Source organism: Saccharothrix algeriensis (assembly GCF_016907655.1).
GTDB classification, from domain to species: Bacteria; Actinomycetota; Actinomycetes; order Mycobacteriales; family Pseudonocardiaceae; genus Actinosynnema; species Actinosynnema algeriense.
The window spans coordinates 3,180,636-3,193,915 of record NZ_JAFBCL010000001.1 but is presented as its reverse complement, the minus strand read 5'-3'; the positions used below and the strand labels follow the sequence as shown (position 1 = coordinate 3,193,915).

The 13,280-nt window shown below is 72.7% G+C and carries 12 protein-coding genes; 8 read left to right on the top strand and 4 right to left on the bottom strand.

Features of this window, described 5'->3' with window-relative positions:
* Window positions 1-109 precede the first annotated feature (109 nt).
* Window positions 110-1,360 carry a serine--tRNA ligase gene (gene serS, locus JOE68_RS14465; RefSeq protein WP_204842865.1) on the top strand — a complete coding sequence of 417 codons (1,251 nt, stop codon included), beginning with the start codon at window positions 110-112 and terminating at the stop codon, window positions 1,358-1,360.
* Between the two features lie 112 nt (window positions 1,361-1,472).
* Here serS and lhgD read toward each other — a convergent pair whose 3' ends face one another.
* Window positions 1,473-2,744, bottom strand: a complete 1,272-nt coding sequence (gene lhgD, locus JOE68_RS14460) for an L-2-hydroxyglutarate dehydrogenase (RefSeq protein WP_372443358.1) — start codon at window positions 2,742-2,744, stop codon at window positions 1,473-1,475.
* Between the two features lie 32 nt (window positions 2,745-2,776).
* Here lhgD and JOE68_RS14455 point away from each other — a divergent pair, with 32 nt between their 5' ends.
* From JOE68_RS14455 to JOE68_RS14435, 5 genes are all read left to right on the top strand, one after another.
* Window positions 2,777-3,907, top strand: a complete 1,131-nt coding sequence (locus JOE68_RS14455) for a DegT/DnrJ/EryC1/StrS family aminotransferase (RefSeq protein ID WP_204842863.1) — start codon at window positions 2,777-2,779, stop codon at window positions 3,905-3,907.
* Window positions 3,908-3,946: 39 nt separating this feature from the next.
* Window positions 3,947-4,879 carry an NAD-dependent epimerase/dehydratase family protein gene (locus JOE68_RS14450; RefSeq protein ID WP_204842862.1) on the top strand — a complete coding sequence of 311 codons (933 nt, stop codon included), beginning with the start codon at window positions 3,947-3,949 and terminating at the stop codon, window positions 4,877-4,879.
* Window positions 4,876-5,349 (top strand): acyltransferase, encoded by a 474-nt coding sequence (locus tag JOE68_RS31180; protein ID WP_307819681.1) that lies wholly within the window; start codon window positions 4,876-4,878, stop codon window positions 5,347-5,349. The genes JOE68_RS14450 and JOE68_RS31180 overlap by 4 nt, the downstream gene beginning before the upstream one ends.
* On the top strand, window positions 5,346-6,536 hold the full coding sequence (locus JOE68_RS14440) for a glycosyltransferase family 4 protein (protein ID WP_204842861.1): 1,191 nt from the start codon (window positions 5,346-5,348) through the stop codon (window positions 6,534-6,536). Before JOE68_RS31180 ends, JOE68_RS14440 begins: the two co-directional genes overlap by 4 nt.
* Window positions 6,537-6,781: 245 nt before the next feature.
* Window positions 6,782-7,792, top strand: coding sequence for an FG-GAP repeat domain-containing protein (locus JOE68_RS14435; RefSeq protein WP_204842860.1), 1,011 nt, complete (start codon window positions 6,782-6,784; stop codon window positions 7,790-7,792).
* Between the two features lie 69 nt (window positions 7,793-7,861).
* On the opposite strand, the gene JOE68_RS14430 is transcribed toward JOE68_RS14435, so the two are convergent.
* Both JOE68_RS14430 and JOE68_RS14425 read right to left on the bottom strand, forming a co-directional pair.
* Window positions 7,862-8,824, bottom strand: a complete 963-nt coding sequence (locus JOE68_RS14430) for a Gfo/Idh/MocA family protein (protein WP_204842859.1) — start codon at window positions 8,822-8,824, stop codon at window positions 7,862-7,864.
* Window positions 8,821-9,918: a DegT/DnrJ/EryC1/StrS family aminotransferase gene (locus JOE68_RS14425; protein ID WP_204842858.1), complete on the bottom strand. Its 1,098-nt coding sequence runs from the start codon at window positions 9,916-9,918 to the stop codon at window positions 8,821-8,823. Before JOE68_RS14425 ends, JOE68_RS14430 begins: the two co-directional genes overlap by 4 nt.
* A 165-nt stretch (window positions 9,919-10,083) precedes the next feature.
* Between JOE68_RS14425 and JOE68_RS14420 the strand changes: the two genes are divergently transcribed.
* Complete coding sequence (locus tag JOE68_RS14420) at window positions 10,084-10,785, top strand: acyl-ACP--UDP-N-acetylglucosamine O-acyltransferase family protein (RefSeq protein WP_204842857.1); 702 nt, start codon at window positions 10,084-10,086, stop codon at window positions 10,783-10,785.
* A gap of 35 nt (window positions 10,786-10,820) precedes the next feature.
* Complete coding sequence (locus JOE68_RS14415) at window positions 10,821-11,060, top strand: acyl carrier protein (protein ID WP_204842856.1); 240 nt, start codon at window positions 10,821-10,823, stop codon at window positions 11,058-11,060.
* A gap of 47 nt (window positions 11,061-11,107) precedes the next feature.
* Here the strand turns inward: JOE68_RS14415 and JOE68_RS14410 are convergent, their stop codons facing one another.
* The gene (locus JOE68_RS14410) at window positions 11,108-13,096 is read right to left on the bottom strand and encodes a N,N-dimethylformamidase beta subunit family domain-containing protein (protein ID WP_204842855.1); all 1,989 of its coding nucleotides are present in this window, start codon (window positions 13,094-13,096) and stop codon (window positions 11,108-11,110) included.
* Window positions 13,097-13,280 lie beyond the last annotated feature (184 nt).

The following is a 13,280-nucleotide window of genomic DNA, read 5'->3' as shown; positions in this document are numbered from 1 at the left end:
CCGGGGCCCCGGTCCGGGCGGTCGCGCCCGGGTCGGGGCCCCGCCGCGTCCGGCCGGTCCGTGCGCGCGCGTGCGGGCGGGCGCACCGGCATGGGTAGGCTCTTGCCCCGTGATTGACCTCAAGGCCCTGCGCGAGAACCCGGAAGCCGTCCGCGCGTCGCAGCGCGCGCGTGGCGAGGACGAGGCCGTGGTCGACGCGCTGCTGTCCGCCGACGAGCGGCGCCGGGCGGCGATCGCGCGGGCGGACGCGCTGCGCGGCGAGCAGAAGGCGTTCGGCAAGCAGGTCGGCCGGGCCCGCGGGCATGAGCGGGACGCGCTGCTGGCCCAGGGCAAGGAGCTGGCCGCCGAGGTCAAGGCGGCCGAGGCCGAGCAGGCGCGGACCGAGGCCGAGCTGGACGAGCTGCACCGGGCCGTGCCGAACGTGGTGCACCCCGACGCGCCCCCCGGCGGCGAGGACGACTTCGTCGTGCTCAAGCACGTCGGCGAGCCGCGCGAGTTCGACTTCGAGCCGCTGGACCACCTGGACCTGGGCACGCGGCTGCGCGGCATCGACATGGAGCGCGGCGCGAAGGTGTCCGGCTCGCGGTTCTACTTCCTCACCGGCGTGCTGGCGCAGCTGGAGCTGGCGCTGCTGAACATGGCGGTCGCCCGCGCGACGGCCGCCGGCTTCACGCTGATGATCACGCCCACGCTGGTCCGGCCGGAGGTCATGGCCGGCACCGGCTTCCTCGGCGCGCACGCGAGCGAGGTCTACCGGCTGCGCGACGACGACCTGTACCTGGTCGGCACGTCGGAGGTGCCGCTGGCGGGCTACCACGCCGACGAGATCCTCGACGGCGAGCGCCGGTACGCGGGCTGGTCGTCGTGCTACCGCCGCGAGGCGGGCTCGTACGGCAAGGACACCCGCGGCATCATCCGCGTCCACCAGTTCAACAAGGTGGAGATGTTCTCCTACGTCCGCCCCGAGGACGCCGAGGCCGAGCACGCGCGGCTGCTGGCCTGGGAGGAGGAGATGCTCGCCGCGGTCGACGTCCCCTACCGGGTGATCGACACCGCCGCCGGCGACCTGGGCACCAGCGCCGCCCGCAAGTTCGACTGCGAGGCGTGGATCCCCACCCAGCGGGCGTACCGGGAGCTGACCTCCACGTCGAACTGCACCACGTTCCAGGCGCGCCGGCTGAACGTGCGCTACCGGGACGACAACGGCAGGCCGCAGACCGCCGCCACGCTCAACGGCACGCTGGCCACCACCCGCTGGCTCGTCGCGATCCTGGAGAACCACCAGCGCGCGGACGGGTCGGTCGCCGTCCCGGAGGCGCTGCGCCCGTTCCTGGGCCTGGACGTGCTGACCCCGCGCTAGGGGCGCGGCGGCGGGGTGGTCGCCACCGCCCCGCCGCCGCGGACCGCCCGGCCCGGAGCCGCCCCGTTCAGGACCGCCCGACTCAGGACCGCCCCGTTCAGGACCGCCCGGTTCAGAACTGCTCGGCGACCCGGTCGGCGACCTGCTTGCCGATCTCCAGCGAGCAGGTCGCCGCCGGCGACGGCGCGTTGAGCACGTGCACCTGCCGGTGCGCGTGCTCGATCAGGAAGTCGTCGACCAGCGAGCCGTCCGGCAGCATCGCCTGCGCCCGCACGCCCGCCCCGGAGCGCACCAGGTCCTCCTCGCGCACCGCGGGCACGAGCCGGGCCAGGCTCGCGGCGAACCGCTTGCGGGAGAACGAGCGCAGCACCTCCTCCACACCGGTCCGGGCGAACCGGCGGGCCAGCTTCCAGGAGCCGGGGAAGCGGGCGACCTCGGCCAGGTCGGCCGCCGACACGTCCCGCCACCGGTAGCCCTCCCGGCGCAGCGCGAGGACCGCGTTGGGGCCCGCGTGCACGCTCCCGTCGAGCATCCGGGTCAGGTGGACGCCCAGGAACGGCAGCGTGGGGTCGGGCACCGGGTAGATGAGGCCGCGCACCAGGTGCGCGCGCTCCGGCCGCAGCTCGTAGTACTCGCCGCGGAACGGGACGATGGTCGCCTTCGGCCGCAGGCCCGCCAGCCGGGCCACCCGGTCGCTGTGCAGGCCCGCGCAGTTCACCAGCGCGTCGGCCCGGACGACGCCCCGCGGGGTGGCGACCTCCACGCCGCCGCCGGTCCGCGCGTCGCGGATGGCCAGCGCCGGGGTGTCCAGCCGCAGGTCGGCCCCGTGCGCGGTGAGCTTGCGGACCAGCGCCGCGCACACCGCCGGGAAGTCGATGATGCCGGTGCTCTCCACCCGCAGGGCCGCGACGCAGGCGACCTCCGGCTCGTGCTCGCGCGCCTCCTCCGGCGTGATCCGCTTGGCCGGCACGCCGTTGGCCGCGGCGCGCTCGGCGAGCACCTCCAGGCGCGGGACCTCGTCCTCGGAGGTGGCGACCACGAGCTTGCCGCAGACCTCGACGGGGACGTCGTTCTCCCGCGCGAAGTCGACGATCGAGGCGTTGCCCGCCACCGACATCCGCGCCTTCAGCGAGCCCGGCTTGTAGTAGAGGCCGGCGTGCACGACGTTGCTGTTGTGCCCGGTCTGGTGGGCGCCCCAGCGGGACTCCTTCTCCAGCACCGTGACGCGATCACCCCGCGCGGCCAGCTCGTGGGCGGTCGCCAGACCGATGATGCCTCCGCCGATGACCACGATGTGCCGCACGTGCCGTCCTCGTCTTCTCCAGCCGGTGGTTCGTCGCCGGAAGCGTACGGGGCCGTGGGCGTGACCGGTAAACGCACCTATTAGACTCGTTCGCGGTCCACGCAGGGAGAGTCATGTCTGAGCCCATCATCCTTGGTCAGCCCACCGTCGGCGACGAGGAGCTGGCAGCCATCGCAGAGGTCTTCAAGTCCGGGTGGCTGGCAGGCGCCGGACCGACCTGCCGTCGGTTCGAGGAGCGGTTCGCCGGCGCGGTCGGCACCGCGCACGCCCTGACCACCAGCAGCTGCGGCTCGGCGCTGCACCTGGCGCTGCACGTGCTCGGCGCGCAGGCGGGCGACGAGGTCGTCGTTGGCGACTACACGTTCCCGGCCACCGGCCACGCGGTGCTCTACACCGGCGCGAAGCCGGTGTTCGCCGACGTGCGCCCGGACACCTGGACGGTCGACCCGGCCGCGGTCGAGGCCGCCATCACCCCGCGGACCAAGGGCATCGTGGCCGTGGACCTCGCGGGCCAGCCGGCCGACTACGCCGAGCTGCGGGCCATCGCCGACAAGCACGGCCTGTTCCTGGTCGAGGACGCGGCCTGCTCGGCGGGCGCGACCTACCAGGGCCGCCCGGCGGGCAGCCTGGCCGACATCGCCACCTTCAGCTTCCACGGGCGCAAGGGCATCACCGCCGGCGAGGGCGGCGCGCTGACCACCGACAACGCCGAGTGGGACGCGCGGGCGCGCAAGCTGCACACCTACGGCATCGAGCCCGCGCTCGGCCGGGAGGGCAGCAACACCCTGCCGATCCCGTCGTTCCACGAGCTGGGCTGGAACTACCGGCTGTCCGACGTGCAGGCGGCGATCATGAACGTCCAGCTCGACCGGCTGCCCGACCTGCTGGCGGCCCGCACGCGCGTCGCCGAGCGCTACGGCGAGCTGCTCAAGGACGTCGAGGGCATCGAGCTGCCGGTGGTGCTGCCGGACCGCACGCACCCCTGGCAGGCTTACATCATCACGATCGACCCGTCGATCAGCCGCGACCAGGTCGCGCTCCGGCTGCGCGAGCGCGGCGTCCAGTGCAACTTCGGCACGTACGCCTCGCACGTCCAGCCGATCTACGGGGCCACCGAGCCCTGCCCGGTGTCCGCGGACGTCTTCCGCCGGCACCTGGCCATCCCGATGCACGCGAACCTCACCGACGAGCAGGTCGAGCGGGCCGCCGAGGCGGTCCGCGAGGTCGTCGCCGAACTGGCCTGACACCGCAGCCAGGTCCCCCTAGCTCAAGGAGTAACCGCCATGTCCGACCGCACCGTGCTCTTCACCGGTGGCGCCGGGTTCATCGGTATGCACGTCATCCCGCTGCTGCTGGAGCGCGGCTACAAGGTGCGCCTGTTCGACAACATGTCGCGCGGCGACCGGGAGCGCGTCAACGAGCTGGTCGCGGGCGGCAACGTCGAGCTGGTCGAGAAGGACGTCCGCTACGGCGGCGCGGTCCGCGAGGCCATGCGCGGCTGCACCCACGTGATCCACTTCGCCACCGTGTCGATCAACAAGAGCGTCGCCGACCCGCACGAGTCGGTCGACATCAACATGACCGGCAACCACAACGTGTTCGCCGCCGCCGCGGACGAGGGCGTGCAGCGCCTGGTGTTCGCCTCCACCGCGTCGGTCTACGGCGAGCCCGAGCGGCTGCCGATGCACGAGGACGACCGGCTGCAGCCGCTGACGCCGTACTGCATCACCAAGCGGGCGGGCGAGGACCTGCTGGGCTTCTACCAGCGCCAGAAGGGCCTGTCCTGGAACGCGCTGCGGTTCTTCAACGTGTACGGCCCCGGCCAGAAGATCGAGGCGTACTACACCTCGGTGATCAACCACTTCATCCAGCGCCTGCGCAAGGGCCAGCCGCCGATCATCGACGGCAAGGGCGAGCAGTCGATGGACTTCGTGCACGTGCACGACCTGGCGCTGGCCGTGGTGCTGGCCCTGGAGAGCGAGCAGGCCAACCTGCCGATCAACATCGGCACCGGGGTGGACACCTCGGTCGCGCAGCTCGCGAAGATCCTCATCGACGCGGTGGGCGTGGACGTGGAGCCGCAGTTCAACCCGCGCGACGTGCTGGTCTCGCGGCGGGCGGCGGACATCACCCGGGCCCGCGAGGTGCTGGGCTGGGAGCCGACCATCACCGTCGAGCAGGGCATGGCGGAGCTGGTCCGCGCGTCGGCACCGTGACCGGGGCCGCGCCCGACGGGCTCGACGAGTGGCACGGGCTGCCGCCGAACCCGTACAACCGGCACGCGTGGATCGGCGGTGAGCCGGAGATCGGGCCGGGCACCTGGATCGGCGCGTTCACCGTGCTCGACGGGTCCGGTGGGCTGCGCATCGGCGCGGGGTGCGACGTGAGCAGCGGTGTGCAGGTCTACACGCACAGCTCGATGAAGCGCTGCGTGTCGGGGCGGGCCTACCCGAACGTGGACCGGGCGCCGGTCACCATCGGGGACCGGGTCTTCCTCGGCGCGAACGCGGTGGTCATGATGGGCGTGACGATCGGTGACGAGGCCGTGGTCGCGGCCGGCGCCGTCGTCACGAGGGACGTGCCGGCACGCACGGTGGTGGCGGGGGTGCCGGCCCGCCCGATCGGCACGGTGGACATCGACGGACCGGACGTCCGCATTCGGCACGAGGCTGGGGAACGCGCATGAGGATTGCGGTCGTCAACAACTTCTACCCGCCGCGCGTCGGCGGCAGCGCGCACCTGTCGGAGGCGCTGGCGAAGGGCTACGCGGCGGCGGGGCACGAGGTGCTGGTGCTCACCGCCGAGCACGCCGAGGAGCCGATGGACACCGTGCACGAGGGTGTCCGGGTGGTCCGCTTCCCGGCCTTCCGGCTCCCGGAGACCCGGCTGGCGATCAACTTCGACATCGCGTTCACCATGCGCCCGTCGCTGCCGCGCCGGCTGGGCCGGGTGCTGGACGAGTTCCAGCCCGACGTGATCCACCAGCACGGGCAGTTCTTCGACCTGACCTGGTTCAGCGGCCTGTGGGCGCGCAAGCGCAAGGTGCCCACGCTGCTGTCGGTGCACACCCGGCTCCAGAGCCCGCGCAAGCTCTACCAGCTGGTGTTCAACCAGCTCGACCGGTTCGTGGTGGCCCCGTTCCTGCGGCGGTTCAAGCCCACGTACGTGGTGATGGACGTCCAGATGGACGAGTACATCAAGCGCAAGTACAAGCGGGCGATCTCCGGGATGGTGCCGATCCCGGTCGGCGTCGAGCCGGAGTGGGTGCGCGGCGGCGACGGCCGGCTGGTCCGGGAGCGGCACGGCCTGGGCGACGACCCGGTCATCCTCTCGACCGGGCACGTCATCCCGCTGCGCGACCGGCTCGCGCTGGTCGAGGCGATGCCGGCCGTGCTGCGCGCGGTGCCCGACGCGAAGCTGCTGGTCGTGGGCGGGGTGTACTTCGACGCGTTCCTCAAGCGCGCGGCCGAGCTGGGCGTGGAGAAGTCGGTGATCACCACCGGCGCCGTGCCCAAGTCGGACATCCCGCACTACCTGGCGGCCTCCCAGGTCGAGTGCCACGAGATGCAGGGCTACGGCTTCGGCACGGCCAGCCTGGAGAGCATGGCGGCGGGCGTGCCGGTGGTCGCCGCGGTGCGCGAGGACAACTTCCTCGACATCAAGCTGGTCGACCGGCACACCGTGCACCTCGTGCCGCTCGGCGACACGAAGGCGATCGCGGACCGGCTGATCGAGACGATCACCGACCCCGAGGAGTCGAAGCACATCTCCGCGGCGGCGGTGGAACTCGTCGACCGGTGCTTCACCATGGAGGCCGTGCTGAACAAGCACCTGGAAGTACTGGCCGGGCTGGCGGAGCAGCGCAAGCCCTGAAAACCCGTTTTCTTCGCGGACACGGTGGGTGGCGGATTTCGTCACCCACCGTGTTGTTCTCACGCCCCGGAGAAATGTGCAGTGCTCGCGAAACGATCAGGCGGCCCGCGGCTATATAGATCACGGGGGGCGGGGATGATCTCGCGTCGCACTATCCAAGCGGTGTCTTGGGGGGCCTGACTGTCGCAGCCGCACCCGCGGCGGCGGCACCCTTCTCTGCGCGAAGAGAAGCAGGAGAACTGTTGATGCAGCACAAGCTGCGCCTGTTCGCCGTCGCGACGGCGGCGGCCCTGGCCGGCTCGCTGGTGTCGGCCGGCGCGTCCGCCGCGGCGGAGCCGGCGGGCACCGGGGAGGGCATCCGGGTCGTCGGCGACTTCCGGCCGGCGAAGGCCGCGCCGGGCGAGGTCGGCCACCGGTCGGCCACCAGCGGTGGTCGCAGCGGCGACTTCACCACCGACTACGTGCCGGACATCATGGCCCGCCAGGGCAACGACGGCACGCTGAAGGTGTACCCGCACAGCCGCTCGTTCCAGGGCATCTACACCTACCAGCCGGCCGTGGCGATCAACTACGGCTGGAGCGGGTTCCGCTGGGTCGGCCAGGGCCGGATCAACGCCGACACCAACGCCGACGTGGTCTCCATCGACCAGCAGGGCACGATGCGGGTCTACCCGCACAGCGGGGTGTTCAACGGCACCGCCACGCTCGCGCCGCCCACGGTCGTCGGCTACGGCTGGAACGTCAACGACCTGGTGGCGTTCGGCGACCTCACCGGTGACGGCTACGACGACATCGTGGCGCGCGGCCGGGGCGGCAACTACGCCTACCTGTACGAGCACTCGGGCGCGTACAACGGCGTGAGCACGTTCAAGGCGCCGATCACCCTCCTGGAGGGCGTCCGCAACACGGTCGAGATGAACCTGGCCGACATCACCCTCGACGGCGTCCCGGACCTCGTCTACCTGGAGCCCGCCGACACCCTCGGCGTGTTCTCGTTCATGGACGGCCCGCCGGACGAGAACGGCTACCCGCTCGGCGACCAGTGGGACCTGGGCTACGGCTGGGACACCCTCAACGCGGTGACCGTGACCGAGGTCAACGGTGACGGCCGCCCCGACGTGATGGGCCGCCGGCACAACGGCGACCTGGTGGTCTACCCGCACGCGCCGACGTGGAACCCGGCCAACCCGCTGGCCACCCTGCAGGCGCCGGTCCTGCTGGGCTGGGGCTGGCAGACCAACGACGTGATCAGCTGACGCGTCGGGGACGAACGCGAGGGGGCGGGGCCGCGACGGCCCCGCCCCCTTCTCGCGCCACGCGGGCCCTCAGCCGGCGGCCGTCTCCAGCACGCGGGCGACCACGCGGTGCGCGGGCAGGATCGACCGGCGCTCCTGCGCCGCGTCCACCCGGCCCTCCACCAGGTCGAGGAACCGGTCGAGCTGGGTGGCCAGGGGCTCGCGGGCCGACACCAGCTCCGGGATCTCGATCACCGTCTGCTGCCGGTAGCCCAGGCCGTCCGGCGTGACCGCGTCGTGCGAGACGTGCCGGTAGATCGTCACGTCCCGGCGCAGCAGGTCGATCTCGATCAGGCGGTCGATCTCCGAGACCACCAGCGACCGCACCTTGCGCTGGCCGATGCGGCTGGCCGACACCGTGGCCAGCCCGGTCGGGAAGGTCAGCACCGTCTCGACGTTGTCCTCCGCGCCCGGCACCGAGTCGGGGTGGAAGTAGCCCACGCCGGAGGCGACCCTGGTCGGCTCGACGCCGCTGAAGCACTGGATCGCGATGTCCACGTCGTGCACCAGCAGGTCCCAGGACACCCCGGTCCGGATCCGCGGCGCGTACGGGCCGTGCCGCCGGGCCATCACGTGCACCGGTTCGCTGATCAGCTGCAGCGCCGTCATCACGGCCGGGTTGTAGCGCTCCAGCAGCCCGCACATCAGCGGGACGTCCCGGCGCTCGGACAGCGCGACGACCTCCTCGCTGGCCGCCAGGTCGTCGCACACCGGCTTCTCCACCAGCAGCGGGGTCGCCTGGTCGAGCACCTCCAGGGCGAGCTTGTGGTGCGCCTCGGTGGCCGCCGCGAGGACGACGGCGTCCACGTCCGCGAGCGAGTCGATCTCCGGCGTCCACGCCGCGCCGAACCGCTCGGCGACCGCCCGGCCGGCGTCCTCGCGCGGGTCGACCACCCGGACCAGCTCGGCGCGGTCGGACTGGGACAGCACCCTGGCGTGCAGGGAGCCCATCGAGCCGGTCCCGATCAGGGCGACCCGGTGCTTCGCCGTCACGCGCCGAACACCTCCCGCACCTGCGCCACGATGGTGTCCACGTCGCCCTCGGTCAGCTTGGGGTGCACCGGCAGCGACAGCGCCTGCCGGGCGACCCGCTCGGCGACCGGCGCCTCGTCCGCGACGACCCCGGGGTGGTCGCGGTAGCAGTCGTAGTCGAACACGACCCGCGGGTAGTAGATCCCGTTGCCGATGCCCCGCTCGGTCAGCCGCGCGGCCAGCTCGTCCCGGGTGACCGGGGCGTCGTCGCCGACCAGCACGGTGTACTGGTGCCACACGTGGGTGCGGCCGGGCAGCACGGTCGGGACGGTGAGGCCCGCCACGCCGGACAGGCCCCGGGACAGCGCCTCGGCGTTGCGCTGCCGCGCCTCGGTGCGCTTGTCCAGCTTCTCCAGCTGCGGGATGCCCACGGCCGCGTGCAGGTCGGTCAGCCGGTAGTTGTGGCCGGCCATCTCGTACTGGTAGCGGGCGCGCATCCCCTGGTTGCGCAGCACCCGCAGCCGGTCCGCCAGCGCGTCGTCCGAGGTGGTGATCATCCCGCCCTCGGCCGTGGTGACGTTCTTGGTCGCGTACAGCGAGAAGCAACCGGTGCCGAAGCTGCCCGCCGCCCGGCCCTCGAAGGTGGCGCCGACGGCCTGCGCCGCGTCCTCGACCAGCGCCAGGCCGTGCTCCCGCGCGAACGGCTCCAGCCGGCCCATGTCCGCGGTCTGCCCGTACAGGTGCACCGGCATCAGGACCTTGGTCCGGTCGGTGAGCCGCGCCGCCACGGAGTCCGGGTCGAGGTTGAAGTCGTCCGACCGGATGTCGGCGAACCGCGCCGTGGCCCCGGCTTCGAGGATCGCGTTGAGCGTCGCGACGAAGGTGAACGGCGAGGTGATGACCTCGTCGCCGGGCTGGAGGTCGAGGGCCTGGAGGGACGCGACCAGCGCGGTCGTGCCGTTGTTGACGGCGATCGCGTGCGGCACGCCGGTGACGGCGGCGAAAGCGTCCTCAAGGCGCTTGACCATCGGGCCCTGTGCGATGGAGCCCGACCGCAGGACCTCGACGACGAGGCGCTCCGCGTCGGCTACATCGACGACAGTGATGGGGATCATGCGGCAGTCTTTCGCTCCGGAGACGTTGGGCGGCGTCGGGTACAGTGACTGGTCGTCCCGCCCTGACGCGGGCCACACGTTACCCGCCGACCCCCGCCGAGCCTGCGGCCGGCCCTCGCCGGGTGGCGGACCGGATACCCACCGCTCGCAGCAGGAACGGACCACGTGGCCAACCGCATTCACCCCACCGCGATCATCGGCGACGGTGTCGAGCTCGGCGACGACAACGTCATCGGCCCGTACTCGGTCGTCGTCGGCCCCTGCCGGATCGGCGACGGGAACTGGATCGGCCCGCACGTCACGATCGGCACGCCCGCCGAGGACCGGGGCGGGCCGCACCCGGTCGCCTGGGAGGGCGAGTCGGCCGGCGAGGGCGTGGTGATCGGCGACCGCAACCGGATCCGCGAGTACGTGACCGTGCACCAGGGCACCCACCGCGCCAGCACCGTCGGCGACGACTGCTACCTGCTGGTGCGCAGCCACGTCGGGCACGACGTGACCCTCGGCGACAACGTGGTGCTGGCCTGCTCGGTGCAGCTGGGCGGCCACACCGAGGTGTGGTCGCACGTGAACGTCGGCATGAGCACGGTGGTGCACCAGCACGGCCGGATCGGCCCCGGCGCGATGATCGGGATGGGCTCCGCCGTGCGCAAGGAGGTCGACGCGTTCACCATCACCGTCGGCAACCCGGCCCGCGCGGCGGGCATCAACACCGTCGGGCTGAGCCGCCGGGGCTGTGACGAGCGGACCATCGCGGCGCTGGAGCCCTTCCTCAAGGGCAAGGGCGAACTGCCCGCGGACGCGCTGCCCGCCGACCTGTCGGCCATGCTGAAGGCGTGGGCCGAGCGCGCCCCGCTCGACCACTGACCCCGCTGACCCCGCGAAACGGAGATCGAGAGTCCATGGCGCTGTCTGACCGCTTGCGTGACGTCTTCGTCGAGTCCCTGTCCCTGCCCGAGGGCGCGGACGTCGAGAACCTGAAGTACCGCGACATCGACGAGTGGGACTCGGTCGGCCACATGGCCCTCGTCGCGGCCATCGAGGACGAGTTCGACGTGCAGTTCGAGACCGACCAGGTCATCGACATGAGCAGCTTCAAGGTCGCCCTCGACATGCTGCGCGGGTTCGGCGTCGAGGGCTGACCGGACCGCGCGGCCCGGGGGACCGGGCCGGCGCGGTCGTCGGGCGCTCAGGCGAGCGCGGCGGTGAGGGCGTTGCGCAGCACCCGCGACACCACCGGGTCGTCCAGCGCGCCGACGTAGGTCAGCGAGCCCACCGCGAACGCCCAGCCGCTGCCCCTGGTGAAGTGCACCATGTCGGCGCCGCCCTCCTGCACGCCGCTCGCGACGACCCGGGCGCCGGGCAGGCCGGGCGGCGTGGCGTCCACCTCCCAGCCGCTCGCCGGGCCGTTGCGCCCGGTGTGGCCGAACCGCGAGCCGGCGGTCAGGCCGGTGCCGGCCAGGAACGGGTGCTCGGCGAGGACCTCGTACGGCCCGAAGGTCAGGAACGACGCCTCGACGTAGGAGTTGCCGACGACCTCGTGCGGCGGCAGCCCGTGGGCGGCGTAGGGGATGCGGTTGCCGAACGGGTCGCGGTGCACGGCGGTCGCGCCGCCGTCCGCGAGGTCCACCGGCTCGTACAGGACGTTGCCGCCGGGTGAGACGACCCGGCCGCCGCCGGACAGGTAGTCGGCCAGCTTGCCGCGCATCGTCAGCGTCCAGTACTCGGGGTGCGAGCCCAGCAGCACCGCCCGGTACCGCCCCAGCCAGTCGCCGGTGTGCAGGTCGAGGTCCTGGTAGCAGTCGTAGGCGAACGCGTTGTCCTTCAGCCAGCGCAGCAGCAGCAGGTCGCCGTGCCAGCGCACGTCCGCGTGGCCGGGCCCTTCCAGGTCCGCGTTGGCGAACGGCCGGCGCAGGGTGACGTACCGGTTGGTCGGCACCGCGTCCCAGGTGTACTGGCTGTGCCCGCCCCACGAGTTGTACGCGTTGTGGGTGAGCGTGGGCAGCAGCACGGCGAGCCGGTTGACCGGCGCGGCCGGCCGCACCACGAACGGCACGTGCCTGCGCATCCCCAGCGGGCCGGTCAGGGTGACCGCGTGCAGCCCGCTGGGCCAGGCCGCGTCGACCGGCACGGTGAAGTCGTCGCTCCAGCCGCAGCCCTGCCGCCGGTAGCCGGGCTGCACCGGCTGGAGCCGCGCGGGCAGGGTCACCGGTCCCCAGACGGTCGTGCCGCCGGCCGGCAGCGGGCCGTCCAGCCGCTGCACGGCGGCCTGGAACTCGCCGACCGTGGCCGAGACCTTCACGCCCAGGCTGCCGCCGGCGGGCGCGGACCACGCGCTCGCGTAGCCCTGGAGGTTCGCCGTCCGGCAGGTGGTCCAGCCGGTGCCCACGGCCTTCCCCGCGCCGCCGTGGGACCAGTCCGGCCTGCCGCCGACCGGGATGTCGCGCCAGTTGGCCAGGCGGAACCAGTTCAGCTCGTGGTCCGGCCCGGGTGGCGAGGCGCGGTCGACGAAGACCGAGTAGAGCGAGCCGCCCTGCGCGGTGAACTCGCGCTGGAACTCGCCGGTCCACCCGGTGCCGATGGGCACCGGGACGCCGTCGTTGGCCCACCGGCCGCCGCCGTCGTGGCGGAACCAGTGCAGCTCCGCGGCGTGGAAGACGCCGTACAGCACACCGCCCTGGTCCGCGACGAACTGCTGGTAGAACCGGACGTCCGGCTTGACGAGCAGGGGCCGCCCGGCGTTCGCCCAGGCGTCGGGCCCGCTGCTGCCGTCGCCCGCGAGGTAGCGGAACCAGTGCATCGCGCCGTCGCGGTCCACGGCGTAGAAGACGCCGTCCCAGCCGCCGGACACCCGTGCGTAGCGGTCGAAGCCCGTGCCGACGACCGTCCCGCCGCGCGGCGCCCAGGTGCCGCTCGCCACCAGGTACCGGTACCAGCGGACGGTGCCGTCCGCGCCGAAGCCGAACAGCTGGCCGTCGGCGGCGGCGAGCACGGTGGTGAACATGTGCCAGCCGGCGTCGATCTCGACGCCCATGCCCCCGTCGGCCCAGTCGACGAGGCCGGTCTGCCAGCCGTGGTGCCGGTAGAACAGCAGCCGCCCGTCGGCCTGGACGCTGTAGAAGACGCCGTCCCCACCGGGGACCATGCGGAGTTGCGATTGTTCCGGATCGATGCTCATGCCATCCCCCGAGCACTCGGACCTCGTTGTCCTCCTACCGGTGGCGTCGCCGGGGGCGGCGGGGGCGTTCCGCCCTCCGGGGGCGGGCCACCCGGATGGCTCACGGCGGTTGCCCTGGACGGTTGCCGACGACTACCGCCGCGGGACGCCGGGTAGTCTCCTAGCGGGTCCGGTGTGCCACCGG

What these genes read in the sequence shown, in the direction of transcription:
- JOE68_RS14455 (WP_204842863.1), top strand. Translation starts at nt 2,777, where the DNA reads ATGTCTGAGCCCATCATCCTTGGTCAGCCCACCGTCGGCGACGAGGAG.
- JOE68_RS14450 (WP_204842862.1), top strand. Translation starts at nt 3,947, where the DNA reads ATGTCCGACCGCACCGTGCTCTTCACCGGTGGCGCCGGGTTCATCGGT.
- JOE68_RS14435 (WP_204842860.1), top strand. Translation starts at nt 6,782, where the DNA reads ATGCAGCACAAGCTGCGCCTGTTCGCCGTCGCGACGGCGGCGGCCCTG.
- JOE68_RS14410 (WP_204842855.1), bottom strand. Translation starts at nt 13,096, where the DNA reads ATGAGCATCGATCCGGAACAATCGCAACTCCGCATGGTCCCCGGTGGG.
- JOE68_RS14440 (WP_204842861.1), top strand. Translation starts at nt 5,346, where the DNA reads ATGAGGATTGCGGTCGTCAACAACTTCTACCCGCCGCGCGTCGGCGGC.
- JOE68_RS14415 (WP_204842856.1), top strand. Translation starts at nt 10,821, where the DNA reads ATGGCGCTGTCTGACCGCTTGCGTGACGTCTTCGTCGAGTCCCTGTCC.
- JOE68_RS14425 (WP_204842858.1), bottom strand. Translation starts at nt 9,918, where the DNA reads ATGATCCCCATCACTGTCGTCGATGTAGCCGACGCGGAGCGCCTCGTC.